This is a genomic window from Pseudomonas sp. Pf153, from assembly GCF_001269775.1.
GTDB lineage: Bacteria > Pseudomonadota > Gammaproteobacteria > Pseudomonadales > Pseudomonadaceae > Aquipseudomonas > Aquipseudomonas uvaldensis.
On record NZ_LHVL01000006.1, the window covers coordinates 410074 to 436744 of the forward strand.

Consider the following 26671-nt stretch of genomic DNA (forward strand, 5'->3'; position numbering starts at 1 on the left):
TTGGCTTCAACCCCTACATGTAGGGTTTTTTTCGCAGCGGGCTACAAGATAATGCGTTTTGGGGGAGGAATGCAACGTACTACCTGTGGATAAGCCTGTGCGTAATTTGTGTGCGAAACCGGGAACTGCGCTGTAGGCCGCGACCTTGCTGGAGCGGGCTTTTTTTCATCGTTTTCGAGGCCCTGAAAACAGGCCTGTCGATTTTTGCGGGCGCGGACATTACCACACAAATCCTGCTCGACCGAACGCATTTGTCCGCTTGTTTTCCAGGCACGCGCCGTTTATACAATCGGCCCGTGCGTTGGCATGCTTATCCTCTTTTAACATGACAGAAAGAGGTGCGGCAGCACCCAACCTAATGTGGGAGCAGTGCGTCTTTCCTTATCAGATACTGACCTTAAGAGGCCCCCAGTGGAACAAGAAGCCTGGCAGGTATTGATCGTCGAGGATGACCAGCGTCTGGCCGAGCTGACCCGTGACTATCTGGAAAGCAACGGGCTGCGTGTCGCCCTTGAAGGCGACGGTGCGGTGGCGGCCCAGCGGATCATCGCCGAGCAGCCGGACCTGGTGATCCTCGACCTGATGCTGCCCGGCGAAGACGGTCTGAGCATCTGCCGCAAGGTGCGCGAGCAGTACGACGGGCCGATTCTGATGCTCACGGCCCGCACCGATGACACCGATCAGATCCAGGGTCTGGATCTGGGAGCGGACGATTATGTCTGCAAGCCGGTGCGTCCTCGGGTATTGCTGGCGCGCATCCAGGCTTTGTTGCGGCGCAGCGAGCCAGCCGAGCCCAACCCGCAAAAGCCACGGCGCCTGCAATTTGGCCCGTTGGTAGTGGACAACGCCTTGCGCGAGGCCTGGTTGCAGGGCAGCGGCATCGAACTGACCAGCGCCGAGTTCGATCTGTTGTGGCTACTGGTTTCCAATGCCGGACGCATCCTGTCCCGAGAGGAAATCTTCACTGCCTTGCGCGGCATCGGCTATGACGGCCAGGACCGTTCCATCGACGTTCGGATCTCCCGCATTCGTCCCAAGATCGGCGATGACCCGGACCATCCACGGTTGATCAAGACCATTCGCAGCAAAGGCTACCTGTTCGTTCCCGAAGCTTGCGTAGACCCGACGCCGTGAATTCGATCTTTCTGCGCATCTATGGCGGCATGTGCGCTGCACTGGTGCTGGTGGCAGTCCTCGGTGTGCTGGCGCTGCATCTGCTCAACCAGACCCGTGGCGAGCAGTATCGCGAACGCCTGGCCCACGGCACGTTTTCCCTGATGGCCGATAACCTGCGGCCAATGAACGATACCGAACGCCGCCGTGCGCTGTTGTTGTGGGAGCGACTGCTGGGGATTCCCCTGGCGTTGCGCACGTTCGCCCAGACCGATCTGGACCTTGGCCAGCGCACCCGCGTATTGCGCGGGCAGGCGTTGGTGGAGCAGACCGGCCCTCACGCGGCGAAGGTCTATCGACTGGTCAGCGACGGCGAGAAATTGATGCTGATGGGCGAGGTCCGGCAGATCAGCGAACAGTTGGCCCGTGCCACTATTTATCTGCTGGCCGACGAACTGGTGCGCTACCCCGTGTCCGAACAACCCGCACGGCTCGCCCAGCTCAAGCAGGACAAGGGCTTTGGTTTCGACCTTCGACTGATGACCGTCGATCAGGTGGACATGGACGAAGACCAGCGCCGCCGCGTTTCCGAGGGCGATACCGTGATGGCCCTGGGCAAGGACGGCGATTCGATCCGGGTGTTCGCCGGCCTGGTCGGTACGCCGTGGGTGCTGGAGATCGGCCCGCTGTACCAGATGAACCCTTATCCGCCGCAATGGCTGGTATTGATCGCGGTGCTGGGGTTGAGCCTGATCGGTTTGATCGTTTACCTGTTGGTGCGCCAGTTGGAGCGGCGCCTGCGGGGTCTGGAGTCGGCTGCCACCCAGATCGCCCAGGGCAGTCTGGAAACCCGCGTACCGACCCGTGGCGCCGACTCGGTTGGGCGATTGGCCGCGGCGTTCAACGGCATGGCCGAGCACCTGCAACAATTGCTGGCGATCCAGCGCGAGCTGGTGCGTGCGGTGTCCCATGAGCTGCGCACACCGGTGGCGCGCCTGCGCTTCGGCCTGGAAATGATCGGCAGCGCCACCACCGCCCAGACTCGTGAAAAATACCTGGCGGGGATGGACCACGACATCGAGGACCTGGATCGGTTGGTGGACGAAATGCTGACCTATGCACGGCTGGAGCAGGGCTCCCCGGCGCTGAATTTCCAGCGAGTGGACCTCGATGCGCTGGTCAATCAAGTGATCGAGGAGCTGGGCCCGCTCAGGCCGGGCGTCACGGTGGAGCGCGGTCTCTGTCTTTCGGCCGCCGATTGCGACGATGCCTGGGTCGAGGCAGAGCCGCGCTTTTTGCATCGCGCCTTGCAGAACCTGGTGAGCAACGCCATGCGCCACGCCCGGTCACGAGTGACGGTGAGTTATCAGGTGGGACAGTTGCGTTGTCGAGTGGACGTCGAGGACGATGGGCCTGGCGTGCCGGAGGCAGCATGGGAGCGGGTATTCAAGCCCTTCCTGCGGCTGGACGATAGCCGTGCCCGTGCTTCGGGCGGTCATGGACTGGGGCTGTCGATCGTGCGACGGATCATCCACTGGCATGACGGCCGGGCGTTGGTCGGCAAGAGCAAAAGCCTGGGGGGGGCCTGTTTCAGCTTGAGTTGGCCGAGGCATCAGGACCGGTCTTGAGTCATGTAGTTGCCTGCTCGCGATGAGGCACTAAAGAGCACTACAAGACTCAGGCCCTGACCCCCACCAGACTCAACAATTGTCCATCCTTCACCCCGAACTGCCCCTGCAGTTCACTGCCGTGGCGCCACTCGCTCGATAGATCGGTCAGCAACCGCAGCCGCACCTGACCATCGTGGCTCCATTCCAGTACCTCGGCATGTTCGAAGTAGAAACGCTGGCCGACGATCGGATACAGCGCCTTGAACAGGCTTTCCTTCACTGAAAAGGTCAAGGTGACCAGCAGCGCCCGGTCATCCTGTCGGGTAGTGGCCATGCGCAGCAATTCCGCCGGTGTGAGGATTTCACCCGCCAGACGCTCGGCCCGTTCCGGGTCGAGCAGGTTTTCCAGGTCCATTCCCAGCCCTCGCCAGTGATCCTTGTGCGCGACAATGGCGGCGGCCCGCCCGGTGCTGTGGGTGATCGAGCCGCTGATGTGGGCTGGCCACACCGGGGCGCGGTCTTCGCCGATGGCCGGTACGCAACCCTGACCGTCCAGCCGGTGCAGGGCGGCCCGGGCGCAGATCCGTCCGGCAAGGAATTCGGCCTGCCGCTTGGCGACCGAACGCTGGATACTCGCGGGTGGTTCGATGGCACTGCGCAGGAAGTCATCCGCGGTCAGCAACAATGGATCAAAGCAGGTGCTGAGCAGAATCGTATGAGGCAAGACGTCGGGCAGCAGCCAATGTTCATCCAGAGGCGAGCAGCAGGCGGGAAGGGCGGGGAGTCGGTTCATGCCGGGCATTTTGCCGGGTTGGCCTGACGCTGGGTAGAGGGCAAATCCGGTACAGGTTTGTGGCTGTGGGAGCAAGGCTAGCTCCCACAGCGGGCAGGCTACAACCTCAGCCAAAGATTTTCTTGAAGAACGCCTGCATATCCGCCCAGGACTTGTCATCGGCCGCCTTGTTATAGCCGATGTCCGGCCCGCCATGTTCACCGTGGCTCAGGCGGTCGGCATCCGGGTTGCTGAAACCGTGCTTGGCGCCTTCCAGGCTGACGAACTTGTAGTCGGCGCCGGCCTTGTCCATTTCGGTCTTGAAGGCGGTGACGTTGTCTTCGGTGACCATGCTGTCCAGTGCGCCATGTTCGACCAGCACCTTGGCCTTGACGCTGCCGGGGCTGGCCGGAGTATTGGTCACCAGCGCGCCATGGAAACTCACCACGCCGGCCAGTGGCACGCCCTGGCGCGCTGCATCCAGCACCACCTTGCCACCGAAGCAATAGCCGATGGCGGCGAGTTTGTCCGGATCGGTCTGGGGCTGTTTCTTGAGCAGGTCGAGCCCGGCCTGGAACCGCGCGCTGGCCGCCTTGGCGTCCTTGAGCGCCGCTTGCATGAAGGCCATGGCGTCCTTGGGATGCTCGGTATTCTTGCCTTCGCCATACATGTCGATGGCCAGGGCGCTGTAGCCCAGGCCTGCCAGATCGCGAGCCCGGCGCTTGGCGTAGTCGTTCAGCCCCCACCATTCGTGCACTACCACCACCCCTGGGCGCGGGCCCTTGATGGCGTCATCGTAAGCGTAGTAACCGATCAGCTTCGTGCCGTCGGCACTGGTGTAGGGAATCTCCTGGGTCTGGATGGCGGCGTGGCTCGCCCCGCTGAAAGCCAGAAGTAAGACAGCAAATAACCTGCGCATGACGGATCTCCATGAAAAGTGGTTTGCACGACTGAGAGTGGACACTCTAGCCGATTCGTTCAGCACTGGTTCAGAGAACGTTCAAGGGGTGTTCAGGGACCGTTGGTTAACGTGGCGTCGACTTCACCACACACCACGTTCCAGAGGAACCTGAATATGATCCGGATGAAAAAACTGCTGTTGGCTTTCACCGTTCTGGGCGCCAGCGCCATGGCCCATGCCGACGATAACTTCGCCAGCCTGACCCTCGGCCAGACCAGCGACAAGGTCAAGAAGTCCAGTGCCCTGGACCAGGCCCTGAACAATCCGAACGCCGACGGCGTGATCGGCAAGGACACCACCTATGGCCTGCGCCTGGGCAAGCAGAACGACCAGGGTCGTTACTACGCCACCTATGACAATGTCTCGGGCACCCACAACGGCATCAAATTGCGCCAGGAAAACCTGCTGGGCAGCTACGATGTGTTCTACCCGGTCACCGGCAGTACCAAGCTGTTCGGCGGCGGTACGGCGGGCCTGACCAAGCTGACCCAGGATTCTCCCGGTTTCAGCCGCGACAGCGACATTGGCTACGCAGTAGGCTTGCAGGCGGGCGTCCTGCAACAGGTATCGAAAAACACGGCGGTGGAATTGGGTTACCGTTACCTGCGTAGTAATGCCAGCACCGAGATGAGCCCGCACGGTGGCGACAAGGTGGGCTCGCTGGACCTGACCAGCAGCGCCCAGACGTACCTGTCCGCCAGCTATATGTTCTAAGCGGGTGATGGATGCCGGATCGGTTGAACACGATCCGGCGCCTTCGTTGAGGTGCGCAGTGCCGTTTGAATCTGCCTGGGGAGAGAGGCTCCATGAAATTACTGGTCGTCGAAGACGAAGCGTTGTTGCGTCACCACCTGCAGACCCGACTGACCGACAGCGGCCACGTAGTGCAGGCCGTGGTCAACGCCGAGGAGGCCTTGTATCAGGTCCGTGAATTCAATCATGACCTGGCGGTGATCGACCTCGGGCTGCCGGGTATCAGTGGGCTGGAGCTGATCCGCCGGCTGCGCGCCCAGGACAAGGCATTCCCGATCCTGATCCTCACGGCTCGCGGCAACTGGCAGGACAAGGTCGAAGGCCTGGCCGCCGGGGCCGATGACTATGTGGTCAAGCCGTTTCAGTTCGAGGAACTGGAGGCGCGATTGAACGCGCTGTTGCGTCGCTCCAGTGGTTTTACCCAGTCGACCATCACCGCCGGCCCGCTGTTGCTCGACCTCAATCGCAAGCAGGCGTCACTGGGCGAGGAGCCGTTGGCCTTGACCGCCTATGAGTACCGCATCCTGGAATACCTGATGCGCCATCACCAGCAGGTGGTGGCCAAGGACCGCTTGATGGAGCAGCTTTATCCCGATGACGACGAGCGCGATCCCAATGTCATCGAAGTGCTGGTAGGGCGCCTGCGGCGCAAGCTGGAAGCGCCGGCTGGATTCAAGCCAATCGACACCGTGCGCGGTCTGGGCTACCTGTTCAACGAGCGCTGCCAGTGATTCGTTCGCTTCGGCTGCGCTTGATGCTGGCCGCCATGACTCTGGCGGTGCTGTTCATGCTGGCGTTGCTGCCGGCCATGCAAGGCGCGTTCAGCCTGGCCTTGCAAGAGTCCATCGAACAACGTCTGGCGTCGGACGTGACCACGCTGATTTCTGCCGCCCGGGTGGAAAACAATCGATTGAAGATGCCCGAGCAACTGCCGGACGAGCGCTTCAACCTCGCCGATGCGCGCCTGCTGGGCTACATCTATGACCGCGATGGGCGGCTGGTCTGGCGGTCGAAGGCCACCCGGGAAGAAAACATCAACTACACCCCGCGCTACGACGGCCAGGGCAATCAGTTCGCGCGCATCCGCGAAAAGGATGGCCAGGAGTTTTTCGTCTATGACGTCGAGATCAAGCTGCTCGGTGGCCAGAACGCGGCATTCAGTATCGTTACCCTGCAACCGGTTCGTGACTACGAAATCACCCTGCAGGGGTTGCGGGACAATCTTTACCTGGGCTTCGGTGCCGCATTGCTGGTATTGCTGGCGCTATTGTGGATCGGCCTGACCTGGGGCCTTCGGGCCTTGCGACGCTTGAGCCAGGAGCTGGATGAAATCGAAAGCGGGGCCCGGGAAAGCCTCAGTACCGAACACCCTCGGGAACTGCTGCGCCTGACCGGCTCTCTCAACCGCTTGTTGCACAGCGAACGCGAGCAGCGCAGTCGTTATCGTGACTCCCTCGATGACTTGGCCCACAGCCTGAAGACGCCACTGGCGGTGCTGCAGGGCGTCAGCGAGGACCTGGCCCGGCGCCCCGAGGAGCGTGGGCAGGCTTGGGTGCTTCAGACCCAGATCGAGCGCATGAGCCAGCAGATCGGTTACCAGTTGCAACGTGCCAGCTTGCGCAAGAGCGGGCTGGTGCGCCATCAGGTGCGCTTGCGTCCAGTGCTGCAGAGCCTTTGCGACACCTTGGACAAGGTTTATCGCGATAAGCGGGTCAACGTTGTCTTCGACTTGCCGGAGCAATGTCATGTGCCGATTGAGCAGGGGGCCTTGCTGGAGATGCTGGGCAACCTGTTGGAAAACGCCTATCGGCTGTGCCTGGGGGAAATACGAGTCAGCGTGCACCAGATCCAGGGCGGCATCGAACTGTGCGTCGAGGATGACGGGCCGGGCGTACCGCCGGATCAACGCGCGCGGATCCTGCAACGTGGCGAGCGGCTGGATCGCCAGCATCCCGGGCAGGGGATCGGTCTGGCGGTGGTCAAGGACATTATCGAGAGCTATGGCGCTACATTGACCCTGGGAGATTCGGAACTGGGCGGGGCGGCGTTCCGGATTCATTTTCCGATGGCATGATCGGATGTTCCGCTGGGTACAGACGCCGCAGGAGGGCGGCCCTGTTTAATTTTCCTGCTCCCGATAGGCCCCCGGCGTCACCCCCGTCCATTTCTTGAACGCCCGATGAAACGCCGATGGTTCGGAGAACCCCAGTTGCTCGGCAATCTGCTGCAAGGACAGATCCGCCCGCCCTAAATGGTAGATGGCGATATCCCGCCGCAGCTGATCCTTGAGTTCCTGGAAGCTGGTACCTTCCTCCCGCAGATGCCGTCGCAGCGTCTGGGGACTGATGTGCAGATGATGGGCGACAGTGTCCAGATCCGGCCAGCGAAGGGTGTCGCGGCTGAGCAGGCGGCGCAATTGGCTGCTCAGGCTGTGCCCGTCGTCGGGGCGCGACAGCAGGTCGGCGGGAGAGCGTTCCAGAAAGCGTTTGAGGGTTCTTTCGTCCTGGAGCAGCGGCATGTCCAGGTAACGGCTGTGAAACAACAGGCTGGTGTGTGGGGCCCCGAACACCAGTGGGCAGGGGAACAGCAAATCGTACTCGGCCCCATGGGCGGGCTTGGGATAGCCGAAGGTCGCTTGTTCCAGGCCGATCCGCTGACCGATCAGCCAACTGCCCAGGCGATGCCAGGTCACCAGCAGGCTTTCGGTGAGGAAATGATCCGGGTCCCACAGCGTCGACTCGTCCAGCACAAGGCGCACGCGTTCCCCTTCGTTCACCAGCGCCAGGTCCGGCCCGTCGGGGAACAGACTGTAGAACAACAGGCCGCGCTGCAAGGCACTGGCCAGGTTGCGGCAGTGGATCAGCGCATGGCACATCATGGCAAAGGTCCCGGGTTTGCTGCGGGCCTTGCCGAAGCCCAGGTATTCATCGTCCATAGCCAGCCAGAGCGCCTGCAACAGGCGGGCGAACTGCTCTGGCGCAATACGTGCCCGCGGCTCATCCAGCAGTTCGAGGCTGATGCCGGACTGTTGCAGGACGGGTAAATAGTCGAACCCTTGTCGACGGGCGCCGCCCAGTGCTGCGCGGGCGAAATGGCTGGCGATCGTGCGTTGGCGCATGGCATCCATCCGTGTGTTAGGCGACCGATGGTAGCAGGGCGCCCCGGCTCGACAAGGCGGATATCCGCCAAATTCCGGGATGCGAATGGAGCGTGAGGCGGAAATCCGCCATCTTGTGAAGGGCTGTTTATCTTTTGAATATTTATGGAACCCGTCTGCCATGCAGGCTGTAGGGGTTTTCGCAAAAATGGCACGGGCTTTGCGATGCAGTACGTAGGTCTGCTGCGTGCAGCCGCCAAAAACAAATCCCTCCAGTGCAGGAGGGTTCGCAAAGGTGAGGTTTCGTTGATGACAGGTGGATGTCGTCACACGGGACGCTTGAGGAAGGTTTGCCATGACGACTCGTCAGCCACTGTACAAATCCCTGTATTTCCAGGTGATCGTAGCCATTGCCATCGGTATTTTGCTCGGCCACTTCTACCCACAGACCGGTGTGGCCCTCAAGCCGTTCGGTGACGGGTTCATCAAACTGATCAAAATGGTCATCGCCCCCATCATCTTCTGTACGGTCGTCAGCGGTATCGGCGGCATGCAGAACATGAAGTCGGTCGGCAAGACCGGCGGCTACGCGTTGCTGTACTTCGAAATCGTCTCCACCATCGCCCTGTTGATCGGTCTGGTCGTGGTCAACGTTGTGCAACCGGGTAATGGCATGCACATCGATGTAACGACTCTGGACACCAGCAAGATCGCCGGTTTCATCTCGGCCGGTAAAGATCAGAGCATCGTTGCTTTCATCCTCAACGTGATCCCGAACACCATCGTCGGCGCGTTTGCCAACGGTGACATCCTGCAAGTGCTGATGTTCTCGGTACTCTTCGGTTTTGCCCTGCATCGCCTGGGCGCCTACGGCAAGCCGGTGCTGGACTTCATCGATCGCTTCGCCCACGTGATGTTCATCATCATCAACATGATCATGAAACTGGCTCCCATCGGTGCTTTCGGTGCCATGGCGTTCACCATCGGTGCCTACGGTGTCGGTTCGCTGGTGCAGCTGGGTCAGCTGATGATCTGCTTCTACATCACCTGCATCGTGTTCGTACTGGTGGTGCTGGGTGCCATTTGCCGCGCCCATGGTTTCAGCATCATCAAGCTGGTGCGCTACATCCGTGAAGAGCTGCTGATCGTGCTGGGCACTTCCTCGTCGGAATCGGCACTGCCTCGCATGCTGATCAAGATGGAGCGTCTGGGTGCCAAGAAGTCGGTCGTAGGTCTGGTGATTCCGACCGGCTACTCGTTCAACCTCGACGGTACTTCGATCTACCTGACCATGGCGGCGGTGTTCATTGCCCAGGCCACCGACACCCAGATGGACCTCACTCACCAGATCACCCTGCTGCTGGTGCTGCTGCTGTCGTCCAAAGGTGCTGCGGGCGTGACCGGCAGTGGCTTCATCGTGCTGGCGGCTACCCTGTCGGCGGTAGGCCATCTGCCAGTAGCCGGTCTGGCGCTGATCCTGGGTATCGACCGCTTCATGTCCGAAGCCCGCGCTTTGACCAACCTGGTGGGCAACGCAGTCGCCACCGTCGTGGTTGCCAAGTGGGTCAAGGAGCTGGACGAAGACCAGCTGCACGCCGAACTGGCTTCCGGTGGCCGCGGCATCTCCGATGTACGTGAAGATGATGAGCAGATCGCGGCGGCGCAGATCGCGGCGGCTGAATCCTCGGCTCCAGGCGTTGTGAAGTAATCTTCAAGCTGCAATGAAAAAACCCGCTTCGGCGGGTTTTTTATTGGCGATCGATCTTCCCCGCGCTGTGGGAGCAAAGCTTGCTCGCGATACAGGCGCTGCGATTTTGAATGAGACCGCATCAACTTCATCGCGGGCAAGCCTTGCTCCCACCGTCACTTCTCGCTACCGAGCCTTTACTTGCCTGAGCGCAATGGTCATTCCCGGCGACATTTGCGGTAATTGCGCCTTCACCCACCCCTGCCTAGTCTTTGCTGATCATCCAGCGGAGATCGTCCATGCAAGGCCCATTGGCATCGCTCAAGGTGCTCGACTTCTCGACGCTGTTGCCCGGCCCATTCGCCTCCTTGTTGTTGGCGGACATGGGCGCCGAGGTGTTGCGTATCGAGTCGCCGACCCGTCCGGATCTCTTACGGATAATGCCGCCCCATGATCAGGGCGTCTCCGCCAGTCATGCCTACCTCAACCGCAACAAGCGCAGCCTGGCGCTGGACCTCAAGCAGCCGGCGGCACTGGAAATCATCAAGCGGCTGCTCGGCGAGCACGACATTCTCCTGGAACAGTTTCGCCCCGGTGTGATGGAGCGGCTGGGCCTGGGGTATGAGGCCCTGAAAGCAATCAATCCGCGGCTGATCTACGTGTCGATTACCGGCTACGGCCAGACCGGTCCCTACCGGGAGCGTGCCGGACACGACATCAATTACCTCGCCCTGACGGGGCTTTCCAGCTACACGGGGCGTGCCGACAGCGGCCCGCTGCCGTTGAGCATCCAGGCGGCAGACATTGCCGGTGGTTCGCTGCACGGGGTCATCGGGCTGTTGGCGGCGGTGATCGCGCGGCAACACAGCGGGCAGGGCCAGCACCTGGATGTGAGCATGGCCGATTGTGCCTTCAGCCTGAACGCGCTGGCCGGCGCCGGTTACCTGGCCTGCGATGTGTTGCCGGCCCGGGAAAACCAGATGCTCAACGGCGGCAGCTTCTACGACTATTACCGGACCCGGGATGGCCGCTGGATGTCAGTGGGCAGCCTGGAGCCAGCCTTTATGCAGGCGCTGTGCGAGGCACTTGGACGGTCGGAACTGGCGGTCCATGGGCTCGATCCCGCGCAGCAATATCTGCTCAAACAGGCATTGCAAGCCGAGTTCGAAAAACGCGATTTGGCCGAGCTGTGTGAGTTGTTCGCCGCAGTCGATGCCTGCGTCGAACCGGTGCTGAGCCTGGCGGAGGCCCTTGCGCATCCGCAGTTGCAGGCCAGGGAAGTGGTCACCCAAGTGCCCCGAGGCGATGGTTCGAGCCAGGCGCAGATGGCCTGTCCGTTGAAGTTCTCGGAGGGGCTGCCCGAACCCCGGCACATAGGCGTGGAGCTGGGAGCGCATACGGATCAGGTGTTGGGGGAGTTGGGGTTTAGTGTTGAGAGGATTGCTCGATTGCGCGGTGACAAGGTGATTTTGTAGTGTTTTTTCAGGGCGTCATCGCGAACAGACTCGCCCTCACACTGGATCTATGGCGTTCAGAAATCCCCGGTGGGAGCGAGCCTGCTCGCGATGGGGCCGGCCCAGCCCCCAAAAAAACAAGCTATTCCACCCGCGTCTCCCCACTGAATACCAACGTCCCCCGACAGCTGCGGCACAAGTACCGTCGCCCCTGGCGGACCAAGCTGTGGCGTTGGGCCGAGAACGGAAAGTCGTTGGCGTCGCAGGGGCATTTGTAGATGTAACGAGTCACGCTGCGGCGTTTGACTTCGTAGGTGTGGCAACGGTTGGGCGGCAGTTCGTACACCCCGCGCATGATCAGTTGCCATTCCTCGCCATGGGGCTGGATACGTTCGCCAAATAACTGATGGGCGATCAGGTGGGCGACTTCGTGGGCGACGGTCTGCTTGAGGAAGTCTTCGGCGTTTTCGCGGTACAGCTGCGGGTTGAAGCGCAGCAGGTTTTCATGCAAATGCGCGACACCGGCTTTCTGACCGCGCAACTTGAAGCTGACCACGGGGCGTTTGAAAGGACGTTTGAAAAAGGATTCGGCTTGTTGGTAACACTCTTCGACACGGGTATTGAGTTGCTCGAGCATGCTTTACGGGTCTCCAGAATCCCGAGTATGCCGCAAGCGCCGGCCGTTGCGAATCGCCTGGGCGCCCAGTGGTCGTTTCGGCCGTTGCACACACAGGAAGGCCGCCTTGCGGCGGCCTGTATTGGCAGATCCTGTTTTTATAGGCGAGCCTTGGTGTCAGTTGGTGTAGACCGGGCCGACGCCCAGCCCCCAGACGATCACCGTGAACGCCATGATGGCGACCAGCACCACCAGGCCGACGGCGAGCACCGAACTGGAAAACAGGAACCCTTCGTCCTGAGGAATGTTCATGAACGTGGGCAAGCCTACATACAGCAGATAGACCGTGTAGCAGATGGCCGCCGTGCCGACGATCATCCCCAGCCACATGTGCGGGTAGAGCGCTGCCAGGCCACCGATGAATAGCGGTGTCGCGGTGTAAGTGGCGAACGCGACGCAACGGGCCAGGCTCGGATTGGCATCATAGGTACGGGCCATCCAGTGAATGAATGCCCCCATCACCGCTACGCCACCCAGCATGGCAAGGTACGACATGATGGTCATCCACAGCGCGCTTTCCTGGGTGAGCATCACCGGTGGGCGATTGCCGATGACCCATCCCACCTGCGTGGTGCCGATAAACGCCGATACGGCGGGGATGGCCGCCAGGATCAGCGTATGGGTGAGGTACATGTGGCTGATGCTTTCCTCCTGATCGCCACGGATTTCTTTCCATTCTTGATCAGGGTGGGTAAAGAGCCCCACGACGTGATGGATCATAGTCAGTCACTCCTTTGTTATTGCCATCGCCCCCCAACGGAGCGCCTACGGGCCAACTGGCCAAGTAAGTTAAGGTCTGTAAGTGTGTGCGACCTTATGTCGCAGTATAGAAAGGACTCGACCCGAGGGGGATGGGGGGCTTAGAGCAAATCGCGCTGTGGAGCAGAGCGTTAATCGCCGATGGGTCTGTGCACACTGCGAGGGTCATGCAAAGTGCCTGTGGCGAGGGGACGGTGCCACATTGCGCGTTTTTGCGTAAAATGCCGGCCTTTCGTCACACCTCACGGATTTCGCGTCATGGGCACTCTTACGGTCAACCAGAACAAACTGCAAAAGCGCCTGCGCCGCCAGGCCGGTGAGGCAGTCGCCGATTTCAACATGATCGAAGACGGCGACAAGGTCATGGTCTGCCTGTCCGGTGGCAAGGACAGCTACACCATGCTCGACGTGCTGATGCATTTGCAGAAGGTTGCGCCGATCAGGTTCGACATCGTCGCGGTGAACATGGACCAGAAGCAGCCCGGCTTCCCCGAACACGTGCTGCCGGCTTATCTCGAATCATTGGGCGTGGAATACCATATTGTCGAGAAAGACACCTATTCGGTGGTCAAGGAGTTGATCCCGGAAGGCAAGACCACCTGTTCACTGTGCTCCCGCTTGCGTCGCGGTACGCTCTATACCTTCGCGGATGAGATCGGCGCGACCAAGATGGCCCTGGGGCATCATCGGGACGACATCGTCGAGACTTTCTTCCTGAACATGTTCTATAACGGCACGCTCAAAGCCATGCCGCCCAAGCTGCGTGCCGACGATGGGCGCAACGTGGTGATTCGTCCGCTGGCCTACTGCAGCGAGAAAGACATCCAGGCCTATTCGGACTTCAAGCAATTCCCGATCATTCCCTGCAACCTGTGTGGCTCCCAGGAGAACCTGCAGCGCCAGGTGGTCAAGGAAATGCTCCAGGAGTGGGAACGCAAGACCCCGGGCCGGACCGAGAGTATTTTCCGTGGCTTGCAGAACGTGGTTCCGTCGCAGCTGGCGGACCGCAACCTGTTTGACTTCGCCAACCTTCGTATCGACGAAAGCGCCACGCCGCGGTTCGTCAACGTGGTGAACCTCTGACGAGGGCACACCCCCTGTATTCACGGCGCTCGCGGGCGCCGTTTTCATTTCCGACCCCAGGAGAGGGCATGCGCGATTACAAGTGGCTGCACGAGTATTGTCTGAACCGCTTCGGTTCGGCGGCTGAACTGGAAGCCCACCTGCCGGTTCCCAAGACGCCGGCACAACTGCGCAAGATCGGCGATGACCGCTACCTCTCGACCATGGCGCTACGGGTGTTCCGCGCCGGGCTCAAGCACAGCCTGGTGGACGCCAAATGGCCGGCGTTCGAAGAGGTGTTCTTCAAGTTCGACCCGGAAAAAGTCGTGTTGATGAGCGCGGAGCATCTGGAGCGGCTGATGCAGGACCCGCGGATCATCCGGCACCTGGGCAAGCTCAAGAGCGTGCCGCGCAACGCGCAGTTGATCCTGGACGTGGCCCACGAAAAGGGCAGCTTTGGTGCGTTGATTGCCGATTGGCCGGTGACCGATATCGTCGGCCTGTGGACCTATCTGAAGAAGAAAGGTCATCAACTGGGTGGCCTCTCGGCGCCGCGCTTTTTACGGATGATGGGCAAGGACACCTTCGTGCCCAGCTATGACGTGGTGGCCGCGCTCAATGCCCAGGACATCATCGACAAAGTCCCCACCAGCCTGCGAGACCTGGCGACCGTGCAGGACGCTTTCAACCGTTGGCATGAAGAGAGTGGTGGAAGGCCGATGTCGCAGATTTCGATGATGCTGGCTTATACCGTGAACCACTAGTACCGCGTCGTCTTCTTCGCGAGCAAGCCCGCTCCCACACCGGATCTGTGAACGCCACATTCCAATGTGGGAGCGGGCTTGCTCGCGAAAGCGGTCTATCAGGCGCAGGAAATCTCACCTTCGCCAGCAAGCCTGCGGTTCAACTGAAACCGCCACCGCACATACAACAGGGCCGAGCAGAACACCGCCACGCTTGCCGCCATTTCCAGCACGCCGAACCATTGGCGGTTCGGGTCATAAGCGGCCAGAGCGCCCTTGATGAAGTACAGGTTCACCACGAAGCACATCCAGGAATGCCCACGGGCACTGCCGATGATCATCCCAGGCGCCAGGATCAACAGCGGCACCAGTTCGATCAACAGGATCACCCAGGGCCTTGCGCCGTGCAGGTCGGCGATCAGCAGGTAATAGACGCACAGCAACCCCACCAGGCCGGAAAAGCACAGCAGGCTCATGACGCGGGCTATGCGCACCCGAGGCTCCAGCCAGCGGATGGGCGGCAGCACTTTCGGCTTCTTAGCCACGACCGTTCTCCAACGCTTGTGCGGTTTTCGCCAGGCGCAGACCCAGGGCCCGGCACAGCGTCACTTCGTGTTCGTTCAAGCCGCTTTTACCGTCGGCCCCGGCGTGATGGCTCGGTCCGTACGGCGTGCCGCCGCCCTGGGTGTCGATCAAGGCCGATTCGCTGTAGGGCAGGCCGGTGATCAGCATGCCGTGGTGCAGCAGTGGCAGCATCATCGACAACAGGGTGGTTTCCTGGCCTCCGTGCAGGCTTGCGGTGGAGGTGAATACGCCAGCCGGCTTGCCGACCAATGCACCGGTCAGCCACAGGTTGCTGGTGCCATCGAGGAAATACTTGAGCGGCGCGGCCATGTTGCCGAAGCGGGTCGGGCTGCCCAGGGCCAGGCCGGCGCAGTTCTTCAGATCATCGAGAGTAGCGTACAGCGGGCCTTGCTCGGGAATGTCCGCGGACACCGCTTCGCACTCGGTGGAGACGGCTGGCACCGTGCGCAGCCTGGCCTCCAGCCCGGCCTGTTCGACGCCGCGGGCAATCTGCCGGGCCATTTCATTGGTGGCGCCACCGCGGCTGTAATACAACACCAGGATGTACGGTGCGCTCACGGCAGGATCTCCAGAATCTTCTCCGGCGGGCGTCCGATCACCGCCTTGTCACCCACTTCGAGAATGGGCCGTTCGATGAGTTTCGGGTGAGCGGCCATGGCGGCGATCAACTGGGCCTCGGTGAGGTTGGCGTCGGCCAGGTTCAAGGCTTTGTATTGTTCTTCGCCGGTGCGCAGCAGTTGTCGGGCGGGGATACCGAGCTTGCCCAGCAGGCGCTCCAATTGCGCGGTGTCGAGCGGGGTGTCCAGGTAATGGACCACGGTGGGTGTCAGGCCTCGGGCCTCCAGCAGTTCCAACGCACCACGGGATTTCGAGCAGCGCGGGTTGTGATAAAGCGTCAGGTCGGTCATGAGTGGGTCGCATCTTGCGTAAGGTGGCGGCTATTCTACTGTGCCGCGACGCCCCAGGCACCCCGCACGGGTGCCTTTGCAGATGATGGGCCGCGCAGGCGTTCATATTCAATACAAGGACAGGCACATGGCAAGGCGATTGACGGCGGCACTGGTATGCATGGGCATTTTGATGCTCGCCGGTTGTGGCAATGACTATGGGGTGGATCAGAACGGCCAGGCTGTCGCCTCGCAACGGCTGGACAAGCAGTGGCTGGTGATCAACTACTGGGCCGAGTGGTGCGCGCCTTGTCGCACCGAGATCCCTGAATTCAACACCTTGGCCGAACAACTCAAAGGACGCAATGTCGGTGTGTTCGGCGTCAACTTCGATCAGGTGCAGGGCCAAGAGCTCAAGAGCGTCAGCGAAAAAATGGGCATTCGTTTTACCGTGCTGGCGCGGGACCCGGCCGAAATATTCGACCTGCCCCGCAGCGAAGGACTGCCGGTGACCTACATCATCGATAACCAGGGCAAGATGCGTGAGCAGTTGTTGGGGGAGCAGACTGCGGCGGGGGTGATGGCCAAGCTGGAGGCGTTGCAGGCGCTCAAATAGCAGGATGGGGAGCAAGGTTGGGGGAGCAGGCTTGCTCCCACGGCAACAGTGCTCCCACAGCTTTTTTCAGGCAGGCTCAGCCTTCCTCCAGCCACCACCGCAACGGTTTACCCTGGGCGGGCCAGAAACGCATCTGCTCGATGGGCGAAACGTCCCAGCGTTCGACCTTTTCCAGCGCCTGCAAAAAGCGTGTTTCCTGTTCCATCACGGCCGGCCCGCAGAGCTTGCGGGTGCTGCCGATCTTGCCGAAGCTCAAGCGGTGGCCTTCCAGGGTATACGGCGCGAACCAATGATTGCAGCCTGCGTTGCCATAGGCCCGGCCGTCTTCGCCCAGCGTAATGGTCAGGTGGCTGTAATCCATCAACGGTCGTTCGCCAATCCATTCCAGAATATAGCTGCGGTTCTGTTGCAACTGCACAGGTTCAGCGGCGCAGCCCATCAGGCTCATGCCGATCAACGCGGACAGGGTCAAGCATTTCATCAAGCGGCATCCTGGCAATCGGGGCAGATGTGTTTTTCACCCACCGTGGCCCAGCCCAGCTCGGCGATGCGCGCATTGGCAGCAGGCTTCTGAGCCTTGCTGCCAAGCTTGGCGTCGACGGCGAACTCAAATTTCAGCTCTCTGGCGCAACGGTCGCAATTGACTTGCCAGGTATGGATCGCCAGTTCGCCGAACACCGGGCCGGTGGTCACGGCGGTCCATTGCCCCATCGGCTTGAGCAGGTGGCGTACGCTGTCGACGGTCAGACGCATGGACAAGTCTTTGCTGCCCTTGAGCGTGACGAGCAGCACGTCGTTGGTCTGGATCGAACCGCCGTTGCCGGTCACCTGGTAGCGGCCCGGCGCCAGGGCGCGGACTTCGGTCAAGGTGTGGTGGGGGTTCATCAAGGTGTAGCGGAAATCGTGTTCGGCCATGGGTCCTCCAGGTTGGCGCGATATGCTAGCACGCGCCAAGGTTGGGGAAGGGCCGGATGCCGTCCAGGCGACGAAATCCACTGTGGGAGTGGGCCTGCTCGCGATAGCGGTGGATCAGTCACATTTATGTCAACTGACAGATTGCTATCGCGAGCAGGCTCGCTCTCACAGGGGGACGAAGGTTCAGTTGTCTACCAGGTTCCGCGGCGTGCCGGCCGCCCAGGCAGCGATATTGTCCAGGGTGGTCGTGGCGATGGCAGCCAGGGCTTCGCGGGTCAGAAACGCCTGGTGGGCGGTGATGACCACATTAGGGAAGGTCAGTAGCCGTGCCAGTACGTCGTCCTGCAGGGGCAGGTCGGAGCGATCTTCGAAAAACAGCTGGGCTTCTTCCTCGTAGACGTCCAGCCCCAGGTAGCCCAACTGACCGCTTTTAAGGGCGTCGATCAAGGCCGGAGTGTCCACCAGACCGCCGCGCCCCGTATTGATCAGCATGGCACCGCGCTGCATGGCTGCCAGCGACCGGGCGTTTATCAGATGTCGGCTCTGCTCGTTCAGGGGACAGTGCAGGCTGATGATCTGCGCTCGCGCCAACAGGTCGGCCAGGGGCAGGTAGCGTGCGCCCAAGGCTTCCACCTCAGGGTTGGGATAAGGATCGTAAGCCAGCAACTGACAGCCGAACCCGGTCATGATCCGTGCGAAGGTCGCGCCGATCTGTCCGGTGCCGACGACGCCGACTGTCTTGCCCACCAGATCGAATCCGGTCAGGCCATGAAGGCTGAAGTTGCCGTCTCGGGTGCGGTTGTAGGCGCGGTGCAGGCAGCGATTGAGCGTCAGGATCAAGGCCACCGCATGTTCGGCCACGGCATGGGGCGAGTAGGCGGGCACCCGGACGACGCTCAAGCCCAGGCGTTTGGCGGCGGGCAGGTCGACATGGTTGTAGCCGGCCGAGCGCAGGGCGATCAGCCGGGTGCCGCCGGCCGCCAGTTGTTCCAGTACCGGGGCGCTGAGGTCATCGTTGATGAACGCACAGACCACCTCGTGGCGCTCGGCCAGGGCCACGGTGTCCAGGTTCAGGCGCGCCGGCTGGAACTGCAATTCAATGCCCGCCGGTAGCGGGGCGTTGGTGAAGCTGACGCGGTCGTAGGTCTGGCTGCTGAAAAAAATCACCCGCATGGCGGCCTCCTGGCGCTGGAATGGCATCAGCTTAAGCGCAATCGTCCCGATGATTATTGCCCTGGGTCAGGCACTCACGCGCGCCTCGCTGGCCAGACGATCAATGGCATGGTCCAGGTCTTCCAGGGCGGCAGCGGCTTTCGGATCCTGTTGCTTGAGCAGGGTTTCGCTGCGCTGGCAGGCGGCACGCAATTGAGGTACGCCGCAGTAACGTGTCGCGCCATGCAGGCGGTGGACCCGCTCGATCAGGGCGTTGTGGTCGTTGGCTTCGCTGGCCTGGCGAATCGCTTCGCGATCCGCTTCCAGGGAGGCCAGTAACATGGCCAGCATGTCCGCCGCCAGATCGGCTTTGCCGGCGGCAAGACGCAGGCCTTCTTCGTGATCGAGCACCAGCAGTTCACCGCTGCCCGGGGCTTCGTTGCTTCGCTCCGGCGTCTGGTTGCGCAGGGCCAGGCCGGTCCATTTGAGCACCACCTGAGCCAGCTGGCGCTCGCTGATGGGTTTGGTCAGGTAGTCGTCCATGCCGCTTTGCAGCAAGGCACGTTTCTCGTTGGCCATGGCATGGGCGGTGAGGGCGACGATCGGCAGTGGCGTGCAGTGCCGCTCGCTTTCCCATTGGCGGATCGCCTCGGTGCTCTGTCGCCCGTCCATGCCGGGCATCTGGACGTCCATCAGGACCAGATCGAAGGTTTCCTTTTGCACGGCCTTGACCGCTGCATAGCCACTTTCCACCGCCAGCACCTTGGCACCCATGTCCTCCAGCAGGGTTTGTACCAGCAGCAGGTTGGCCGGGTTGTCGTCCACGCACAGCACTTTGGGCGCACGGCTGGCCACCGGTTCGCTGGGTTCGTTGCGGGGTGGACGTGGATTGATCAGATCGGACAGAGACCGGCGCAACTTGCGGGTACAGGCCGGCTTGGCCTGCAGTTGGCTGTGGGGGTTGGGTACTGAAAGGTGATACAGCGTCTGTTCGGTGGTAGGGCACAGTACCAGGACCTTGCAGCCCAGGTGTTCAAGATCCCAGACATGCTGGTTGAGGCGCTCAGGGGGCATGTCGTTGCTGGTGATGCCCAGCACCGCCAGATCGATGGCCTGGTCGGTCTGGTGAGCGATGGTCACACCGTTGGTCAGGCTTTCCAGCGTGTTGAACGGTGTGACTTGCAGACCGCAGTCTTCCAACTGGTGCTGCAAGGCCTGGCGGGCCAGTTCATGGTTTTCCAGCAGGGCCACGCGGCGGTTCAGCAACGGCGGGCCGGGCAGGTCTTCCGCGTCATCACGGGTCTTGGGCAAGCGCAGGCTGATCCAGAATTCCGAGCCTTCGCCCGGTGTGCTATCGACGCCGATCTCGCCGCCCATCTGTTCCACCAGGCGCTTGGAAATCACCAGGCCCAACCCGGTGCCGCCCGGTTGCCGGGACAGTGAGTTGTCAGCCTGGCTGAACGCCTGGAACAGCGCCCGAACGTCCTGGCTCGACAGGCCGATGCCGGTGTCCTGGATGCTGATACGCAGCTGCACGCTGTCTTCGAGCTCATCTTCGAGCATGGCACGGGCGACGATGGTGCCCTCGCGGGTGAACTTGATGGCGTTGCTCACCAGGTTGGTGAGGATCTGCTTGAGGCGCAGCGGGTCGCCCACCAGCGACAGCGGGGTGTCGCGATAGACCAGGCTCACCAGCTCGAGTTGTTTGGCGTGGGCGGCAGGCGCGAGGATGGTCAGGGTGTCTTGCAACAGGTCCCGCAGGTTGAAGGGAATGCTGTCGAGCACCAGCTTGCCGGCTTCGATCTTCGAGAAGTCGAGGATCTCGTTGATGATGCCCAGCAGGCTGTCGGCGGATTTCTCGATAGTGCCCAGGTAGTCGAGCTGGCGCGGGGTCAGCTCGCTTTTCTGCAGCAGGTGGGTGAAGCCCAGGATGCCGTTGAGCGGCGTACGGATCTCATGGCTCATGTTCGCCAGGAATTCGGACTTGATCCGGCTCGCCTCCAGGGCTTCCTTGCGGGCCAGGTCCAGCTCGATGTTTTGGATCTCGATGGTTTCAAGGTTCTGGCGCACGTCTTCGGTGGCCTGGTCGATGCTGTGTTGCAATTCTTCCTGGGCGTTCTGCAGGGTGCTGGCCATGCGGTTGATGCCCGACGCCAGCTCATCCAGCTCCTGGCTGCCCAAGGGTGGCAGGCGGGTTTCCAGGTGGCCGTCCTTGAGTTGCGTCACGGCTTGCTTGATCTGGCTCAACGGCCGATTGATGGTGCGGCCCATGCGCAGGGCCAGCAGCGCGGTGAGGCCCAGGCCGGCGGCAATCAACAACAGACTGGCGAACAGGCTGCGGTAACCGCGTAGCAACATGCCGCTGTGGGACAGTTCCAGCTCGACCCAGCCCAGCAGGCGGTCGGCTTCTTCGGGTATCAGTTCGCCGGCCAGGTTGCGGTGCTTGCCGAAGACCGGCAGCAGATAGCGCGTGGCGTCGTTGCCGGTGCGTTGCAGCAATTGGGCGCTGTTGCCCTCCGGGGCCCGGTTGAGCATGGTCGGGCCCGCATGGGCCAACGGCGTACGATCGGGCGCGAGGAACGTCACGGCGCGCACGTCCGTCTGCTCCAGGGACTGTGTGGCGATGCGCTCCAGCAGGTCGGTGTCCTGGCGGCTCATGGCCGGGGCGACCAGTGGTGCAAGCTGTTCTGCAATCATTTCGCCGCGTTGCAGCAACTGGGCGTGCAGGTCAGATTGCTGCATCCAGGTGAAATAGCCGCCCAGGACCAGCGCCATCAGGCTGGTCGGCAGAAGGGTCAGCAGCAGTACGCGGCCTTTGATTCCCAGTTTCTTGAGCACACTTGTCTCCTGCATCCAGCGGTCAGATCGAACTTGCACGCATCCGGCATGCAATACCTGCGCAGTGTAGCGATTTGCGGATGGGCAATCTTCGTAAAATTCACGTCGCGGTTGCGGTGCCTTTACCTGCTCAAGCTTTGGAACCGCTACGCAGGCAGGCGCAAGCAAGCTCACTCGTCACCACCTTGGCTCGCTTATTCCCATAAGCCATAACCACCACACTTTGCGTGATATGGCCTGGCAACGTTTGCCGGTATGATAGGCGCCCCCGCAGCCCGGATTGCGAATACGCCATGACATTGCAGTACCCCACCATCGCCGATTGCGTCGGCAACACCCCGCTGGTCCGTTTGCAGCGCCTGCCTGGCGCCACCAGCAACACGCTTTTGCTCAAGCTCGAAGGGAACAACCCGGCGGGTTCGGTCAAGGATCGGCCGGCGCTGTCGATGATCACCCGGGGTGAACTGCGTGGACAGATCCGGCCCGGCGATACCCTGATCGAGGCGACGTCCGGCAACACCGGAATCGCCTTGGCCATGGCGGCGGCCATCAAGGGCTACAAGATGATCCTGATCATGCCCGACAATTCCAGCGCCGAACGCAAGGCAGCGATGACCGCCTACGGTGCCGAATTGATCCTGGTGTCCAAGGACGAGGGCATGGAAGGCGCCCGGGACCTGGCCGAGCGCATGCAGGCCGAAGGGCGTGGCAAGGTGCTGGATCAATTCGCCAACGGCGACAACCCCGAGGCCCACTACACCAGCACCGGCCCCGAGATCTGGCGCCAGACCGGCGGCACCATTACCCATTTCGTCAGTTCGATGGGCACTACCGGTACCATCATGGGAACCTCGCGCTACCTCAAGGAACAGAACCCGGGCGTGCAGATCATCGGTCTGCAGCCGATGGAGGGCTCGGCCATTCCGGGCATTCGTCGCTGGCCCGAGGAATATCTGCCGAAGATCTACCAGGCCGAGCGCGTGGACCGCATTATCGACATGGCCCAGAGTGAGGCCGAGGACGTGACCCGTCGGCTGGCCCGGGAAGAGGGTATTTTCTGCGGCGTGTCTTCGGGCGGTGCCGTGGCGGGCATGCTGCGCTTGTCCAAGGAAGTTGAAAACGCGGTGATCGTCGCGATCATCTGCGACCGGGGTGACCGTTACCTGTCCACCGGCATTTTCGACGCGCCCAACTGATGGCCAGGCATGAAAGAGGCCTGCGCTTCCAGCCCAGCGGCGGAAGCCGGGCCCCCCAGGTGCCCACTGGCAAAAAGCAGCGCTTGAGCATCGAACGTCTGGCCAACGATGGCCGGGGCATTGGCTTTGTCGATGGCCGTACCTGGTTCGTTATCGGCGCCTTGGCCGGCGAGGAAGTCGAGGCACGGGTGCTCGGCGCCCATGGCAAAGTAGTCGAAGCGCGCGCCGAGCGCGTATTTCAGGCCAGTGACCTGCGCCGCCCGGCACCTTGCGCCCATGCCGGCCAATGCGGTGGTTGCAGCGTCCAGCATTTGCCCCACGACGAACAGCTCGCCCTGAAACAGCGCATGCTCGCCGAGCAGTTGTCGCGGGTGGCCGGTATCGAACCTCAGGAATGGGCCGCGCCGCTGAGCGGGCCGGAGTTCGCTTATCGACGTCGCGCCCGAGTGGCCGTGCGCTGGGATCAGAAAGCGAAGAAGCTCGAGGTGGGTTTCCGTGCCGCCGGCAGTCAGGACATCGTCGCCATTGGCGATTGCCCCGTGCTGGTACAGCCCTTGCAACCGATCATGAGTCGTCTGCCGGATATGCTCAGGCGCCTGAGCAAACCCCAGGCGCTGGGCCATGTGGAATTGTTCGCCGGCTCGTCCCTGGCGGTGTTGCTAAGGCACATGGCACCGCTATCGGAGGCCGACCTGACGATCCTCAAGGATTTCTGCGCGTTCCATGAGGCCCAGTTATGGCTTCATGGCGAGGGAGAGCCGCAACCGGTGGAGCCCGGCCAGACCCTGGGTTATCGCCTGGATACCTGGGACCTGGAGCTGGCCTATCGACCGGGGGATTTCATCCAGGTGAACGCCGGCATCAACGAGGCGATGATTGCCCAGGCCCTGCAATGGCTTGCTCCTCAACCTGACGAGCGAGTCCTGGATCTGTTCTGTGGCCTGGGCAACTTCGCCCTGCCGCTCGCCAGGCAGGTGCGTCAAGTAGTCGCCGTCGAAGGTGTGCAGACTATGGTGGACCGGGCGGCGACGAATGCGCTCAGCAACAATTTGCATAACACCGCCTTTTTTCAGGCCGATTTATCCCAGCCCCTGGCGGGGGCCGAATGGATCGGCGAGGGCTTTTCTGCGGTACTCTTGGACCCACCCCGTGACGGTGCTTTCGAGGTGGTGCGCAAGCTGGCATCCCTGGGTGCCGGGCGGTTGGTATATGTATCGTGCAACCCGGCAACTTTGGCCCGGGACACGGTCGAATTGATCAAGCAGGGCTACCGGTTAAAACGTGCCGGGATTCTCGATATGTTTCCTCAGACGGCGCATGTCGAGGCCATGGCGTTATTTGAAGCGAGCCAGGATGGCTTGTCCGACTGACCCGTTCGTGCCAATCCGCTACAGTCCTGGGCGGAAGCACGGACAACGAAGGTCAGCGATGTTGACGCATTGAATCTGCGTCATAGGGAAGGTAAGTAAAGATGGTACAGGTGAGAGCACACCAGCCGATCAACACTGACGGCAGTATCAATCTCGAGGCTTGGCTCGATCACGCGGTCAGCATCGACATGGCGTTGGATCGCGAAGCCTTGAAGGAAGCTTGCGAGTTCGCTCGCGAGGCGGAACAGCAACACAATGCGGCGAAGAACCTCTGGTCCGAAGGCACCTCGAGTTTTCATACGGGCCTGGAGATTGCCGAGATCCTCGCCGACCTCAAGCTTGACCAGGATTCCCTCGTGGCCGCGGTGCTCTACCGCGGTGTGCGTGAGGGTCAGATCCCGCTCCCGGTGGTCAGTCAGCGCTTCGGTGCCGTCGTCGCCAAACTGATCGACGGCGTGCTGCGCATGGCCGCCATCAGCGCCAGTCTGAGCCCGCGCCACTCCATGGTCCTGGGCACTCAGGGCCAGGTGGAAAACCTGCGCAAGATGCTCGTGGCCATGGTCGACGACGTGCGCGTCGCGTTGATCAAGCTGGCCGAGCGGACCTGTGCGATCCGTGCGGTGAAGTCCGCTGACGACGAAAAACGCAATCGCGTCGCCCGGGAGGTATTCGACATCTATGCGCCCCTGGCCCACCGTCTCGGTATCGGTCACATCAAGTGGGAGCTGGAGGACTTGTCCTTCCGTTACCTGGAACCCGACCAGTACAAGCAGATCGCCAAGCTGTTGCATGAGCGACGCCTGGATCGTGAGCGTTTCATCACCGACGTGATGACCCAGTTGCGTGAAGAATTGCAGGCCACCGGCGTGGAAGCCGATATCAGCGGCCGGGCCAAGCACATCTATTCGATCTGGCGCAAAATGCAGCGCAAGGGCCTGGAGTTCAGCCAGATCTACGACGTGCGGGCCGTTCGCGTACTGGTCCCGGAAATGCGCGACTGCTACACCGCGCTGGGGATCGTCCATACCCTGTGGCGACACATTCCCAAGGAGTTCGACGATTACATCGCCAACCCCAAGGAAAACGGCTACCGCTCGCTGCACACTGCGGTGATCGGCCCCGAGGGCAAGGTGTTGGAAGTGCAGATCCGCACCCACGCCATGCATGAGGAAGCCGAGCTGGGTGTCTGCGCGCACTGGAAATACAAAGGCACCGACGTCAAGTCCGGCTCCAACCACTACGAAGAAAAAATCTCCTGGCTGCGCCAGGTCCTCGAATGGCATGAGGAACTGGGTGATATCGGCGGCCTGGCGGAACAGCTGCGGGTGGATATCGAGCCGGACCGGGTCTATATCTTCACCCCCGACGGGCATGCCATCGACTTGCCCAAGGGCGCGACACCGCTGGACTTCGCCTATCGGGTCCATACCGAGATCGGCCATAACTGCCGTGGCGCCAAGATCAACGGGCGGATCGTGCCGCTCAACTACAGCTTGCAGACCGGTGAACAGGTCGAGATCATCACCAGCAAGCACGGCACGCCGAGCCGCGACTGGCTGAACCCGAACCTGGGCTATATCACCACGTCACGGGCGCGGGCGAAAATTGTCCATTGGTTCAAGCTGCAGGCGCGTGACCAGAACGTCGCCGCCGGCAAGACCCTGCTGGAACGCGAGCTGAGTCGTCTGGGCCTGCCGCAGGTGGATTTCGACAAGTTGGCCGAAAAGGCCAATATGAAAACCGCCGAAGACATGTTCGCCGCCCTCGGTGCTGGCGATCTGCGTCTGGCGCAACTGGTCAACCTGGCCCAGCAACTGGTGGAGCCGGAGCGCGGCAACGAGCAACTGGAGCTGATTCCGCGCAAGGCCGCCGGCTACAAGCCGGGCAAACGCGGCGATATCCAGATCCAGGGTGTCGGCAACCTCATGACCCAGATGGCCGGTTGCTGCCAGCCATTGCCGGGGGATGCCATCGTCGGTTACATCACCCAGGGCCGTGGCGTGAGCATTCACCGTCAGGACTGTGCCTCGGTGCTGCAACTGGCCGGTCGTGAGCCGGAACGGATCATCCAGGTCAGTTGGGGGCCGGTGCCGGTGCTCACCTATCCGGTGGACATTATCATCCGTGCCTATGACCGCTCCGGATTGCTGCGTGACGTGTCCCAGGTGCTGCTCAACGAGCGAATCAACGTGCTGGCGGTCAATACCCGCTCGAACAAGGAAGACAACACTGCGTTGATGTCCTTGACCATCGAGATTCCGGGGTTGGATGCGTTGGGGCGGTTGCTGGGACGGATTTCCCAGTTGCCCAACATCATCGAGACCCGGCGTAACCGGACGCCGGGGTAAGCGCAGTCCGAAAATGTGGGAGTGAGCTTGTGGGAGCAAAGCTTGCTCCCACAAGGTTTTTCTGTGATGGGATGATT

At 61.6% G+C, this 26671-nt stretch carries 25 protein-coding genes; 13 read left to right on the forward strand and 12 right to left on the reverse strand.

Features of this window, described 5'->3' with window-relative positions; translation table 11 throughout:
- The first annotated feature begins 411 nt into the window (after positions 1-411).
- A complete protein-coding gene (locus tag AD666_RS02710; protein WP_053147283.1) occupies positions 412-1134 on the forward strand; it encodes a response regulator transcription factor in 723 nt (240 codons plus the stop codon).
- On the forward strand, positions 1131-2741 hold the full coding sequence (locus tag AD666_RS02715) for an ATP-binding protein (protein WP_053147285.1): 1611 nt from the start codon (positions 1131-1133) through the stop codon (positions 2739-2741). The genes AD666_RS02710 and AD666_RS02715 overlap by 4 nt, the downstream gene beginning before the upstream one ends.
- A 49-nt stretch (positions 2742-2790) precedes the next feature.
- Here the strand turns inward: AD666_RS02715 and AD666_RS02720 are convergent, their stop codons facing one another.
- Together AD666_RS02720 and AD666_RS02725 are read right to left on the reverse strand one after the other, a co-directional pair.
- The gene (locus tag AD666_RS02720; RefSeq protein WP_218186697.1) at positions 2791-3516 is read right to left on the reverse strand and encodes a 4'-phosphopantetheinyl transferase; all 726 of its coding nucleotides are present in this window, start codon (positions 3514-3516) and stop codon (positions 2791-2793) included.
- Between the two features lie 106 nt (positions 3517-3622).
- Positions 3623-4414 carry a dienelactone hydrolase family protein gene (locus tag AD666_RS02725; protein ID WP_053147289.1) on the reverse strand — a complete coding sequence of 264 codons (792 nt, stop codon included), beginning with the start codon at positions 4412-4414 and terminating at the stop codon, positions 3623-3625.
- Positions 4415-4570: 156 nt separating this feature from the next.
- Between AD666_RS02725 and AD666_RS02730 the strand changes: the two genes are divergently transcribed.
- The 3 genes from AD666_RS02730 to AD666_RS02740 all read left to right on the forward strand — a co-directional run bounded on the left by AD666_RS02730 (position 4571) and on the right by AD666_RS02740 (position 7283).
- Positions 4571-5170, forward strand: a complete 600-nt coding sequence (locus tag AD666_RS02730; RefSeq protein WP_053147292.1) for an outer membrane beta-barrel protein — start codon at positions 4571-4573, stop codon at positions 5168-5170.
- Between the two features lie 92 nt (positions 5171-5262).
- Positions 5263-5940 (forward strand): response regulator, encoded by a 678-nt coding sequence (locus AD666_RS02735; protein WP_053147293.1) that lies wholly within the window; start codon positions 5263-5265, stop codon positions 5938-5940.
- Positions 5937-7283, forward strand: coding sequence for an ATP-binding protein (locus AD666_RS02740; RefSeq protein WP_053147295.1), 1347 nt, complete (start codon positions 5937-5939; stop codon positions 7281-7283). The genes AD666_RS02735 and AD666_RS02740 overlap by 4 nt, the downstream gene beginning before the upstream one ends.
- A gap of 45 nt (positions 7284-7328) precedes the next feature.
- Here AD666_RS02740 and AD666_RS02745 read toward each other — a convergent pair whose 3' ends face one another.
- On the reverse strand, positions 7329-8327 hold the full coding sequence (locus AD666_RS02745) for an AraC family transcriptional regulator (RefSeq protein WP_053147298.1): 999 nt from the start codon (positions 8325-8327) through the stop codon (positions 7329-7331).
- A 334-nt stretch (positions 8328-8661) separates the two neighbouring features.
- Here AD666_RS02745 and AD666_RS02750 point away from each other — a divergent pair, with 334 nt between their 5' ends.
- Together AD666_RS02750 and AD666_RS02755 are read left to right on the forward strand one after the other, a co-directional pair.
- Entirely contained in the window at positions 8662-10014 is a 1353-nt protein-coding gene (locus AD666_RS02750; protein WP_053147300.1) for a dicarboxylate/amino acid:cation symporter, read from the forward strand.
- Positions 10015-10292: 278 nt separating this feature from the next.
- Positions 10293-11468, forward strand: coding sequence for a CaiB/BaiF CoA-transferase family protein (locus AD666_RS02755; protein WP_053147302.1), 1176 nt, complete (start codon positions 10293-10295; stop codon positions 11466-11468).
- A 121-nt stretch (positions 11469-11589) separates the two neighbouring features.
- On the opposite strand, the gene AD666_RS02760 is transcribed toward AD666_RS02755, so the two are convergent.
- Positions 11590-12084, reverse strand: a complete 495-nt coding sequence (locus AD666_RS02760) for a SprT family zinc-dependent metalloprotease (protein WP_053147304.1) — start codon at positions 12082-12084, stop codon at positions 11590-11592.
- Between the two features lie 156 nt (positions 12085-12240).
- Positions 12241-12843, reverse strand: coding sequence for a Yip1 family protein (locus tag AD666_RS02765; protein ID WP_039591896.1), 603 nt, complete (start codon positions 12841-12843; stop codon positions 12241-12243).
- 297 nt (positions 12844-13140) lie between these two features.
- Between AD666_RS02765 and ttcA the strand changes: the two genes are divergently transcribed.
- Both ttcA and AD666_RS02775 read left to right on the forward strand, forming a co-directional pair.
- Positions 13141-13965, forward strand: coding sequence for a tRNA 2-thiocytidine(32) synthetase TtcA (gene ttcA / locus AD666_RS02770; protein ID WP_053147306.1), 825 nt, complete (start codon positions 13141-13143; stop codon positions 13963-13965).
- Positions 13966-14033: 68 nt separating this feature from the next.
- Positions 14034-14708 (forward strand): DNA-3-methyladenine glycosylase I, encoded by a 675-nt coding sequence (locus tag AD666_RS02775; protein WP_053147308.1) that lies wholly within the window; start codon positions 14034-14036, stop codon positions 14706-14708.
- A 98-nt stretch (positions 14709-14806) separates the two neighbouring features.
- On the opposite strand, the gene AD666_RS02780 is transcribed toward AD666_RS02775, so the two are convergent.
- The 3 genes from AD666_RS02780 to arsC are packed head-to-tail and all read right to left on the reverse strand — an operon-like array spanning position 14807 to position 16180.
- Positions 14807-15232, reverse strand: coding sequence for a DUF2069 domain-containing protein (locus AD666_RS02780; RefSeq protein ID WP_053147310.1), 426 nt, complete (start codon positions 15230-15232; stop codon positions 14807-14809).
- Positions 15225-15830, reverse strand: coding sequence for an NAD(P)H:quinone oxidoreductase (gene wrbA / locus AD666_RS02785; RefSeq protein WP_053147312.1), 606 nt, complete (start codon positions 15828-15830; stop codon positions 15225-15227). Before wrbA ends, AD666_RS02780 begins: the two co-directional genes overlap by 8 nt.
- Positions 15827-16180, reverse strand: a complete 354-nt coding sequence (gene arsC / locus AD666_RS02790) for an arsenate reductase (glutaredoxin) (RefSeq protein ID WP_053147314.1) — start codon at positions 16178-16180, stop codon at positions 15827-15829. The genes wrbA and arsC overlap by 4 nt, the downstream gene beginning before the upstream one ends.
- 127 nt (positions 16181-16307) lie before the next feature.
- Between arsC and AD666_RS02795 the strand changes: the two genes are divergently transcribed.
- Positions 16308-16775, forward strand: a complete 468-nt coding sequence (locus AD666_RS02795; RefSeq protein WP_053147316.1) for a TlpA disulfide reductase family protein — start codon at positions 16308-16310, stop codon at positions 16773-16775.
- 76 nt (positions 16776-16851) lie between these two features.
- Here AD666_RS02795 and AD666_RS02800 read toward each other — a convergent pair whose 3' ends face one another.
- The 4 genes from AD666_RS02800 to AD666_RS02815 form a co-directional block, all read right to left on the reverse strand.
- Positions 16852-17256: an META domain-containing protein gene (locus tag AD666_RS02800; RefSeq protein WP_053147318.1), complete on the reverse strand. Its 405-nt coding sequence runs from the start codon at positions 17254-17256 to the stop codon at positions 16852-16854.
- Positions 17256-17690, reverse strand: coding sequence for a hypothetical protein (locus AD666_RS02805; protein ID WP_053147320.1), 435 nt, complete (start codon positions 17688-17690; stop codon positions 17256-17258). Before AD666_RS02805 ends, AD666_RS02800 begins: the two co-directional genes overlap by 1 nt.
- 183 nt (positions 17691-17873) lie before the next feature.
- Positions 17874-18863 (reverse strand): 2-hydroxyacid dehydrogenase, encoded by a 990-nt coding sequence (locus AD666_RS02810; protein WP_053147322.1) that lies wholly within the window; start codon positions 18861-18863, stop codon positions 17874-17876.
- Positions 18864-18929: 66 nt separating this feature from the next.
- A complete protein-coding gene (locus AD666_RS02815; protein ID WP_053147324.1) occupies positions 18930-21680 on the reverse strand; it encodes a response regulator in 2751 nt (916 codons plus the stop codon).
- A gap of 293 nt (positions 21681-21973) precedes the next feature.
- On the opposite strand from AD666_RS02815, the gene cysM reads away from it, so the two are divergent.
- The 3 genes from cysM (at position 21974) to relA (ending at position 26594) form a co-directional block, all read left to right on the forward strand.
- Positions 21974-22876 (forward strand): cysteine synthase CysM, encoded by a 903-nt coding sequence (gene cysM / locus AD666_RS02820; RefSeq protein ID WP_053147326.1) that lies wholly within the window; start codon positions 21974-21976, stop codon positions 22874-22876.
- The gene (gene rlmD, locus AD666_RS02825; RefSeq protein WP_053147328.1) at positions 22876-24246 is read left to right on the forward strand and encodes a 23S rRNA (uracil(1939)-C(5))-methyltransferase RlmD; all 1371 of its coding nucleotides are present in this window, start codon (positions 22876-22878) and stop codon (positions 24244-24246) included. The genes cysM and rlmD overlap by 1 nt, the downstream gene beginning before the upstream one ends.
- 101 nt (positions 24247-24347) lie before the next feature.
- Positions 24348-26594 carry a GTP diphosphokinase gene (gene relA, locus AD666_RS02830; RefSeq protein WP_053147330.1) on the forward strand — a complete coding sequence of 749 codons (2247 nt, stop codon included), beginning with the start codon at positions 24348-24350 and terminating at the stop codon, positions 26592-26594.
- Positions 26595-26671 lie beyond the last annotated feature (77 nt).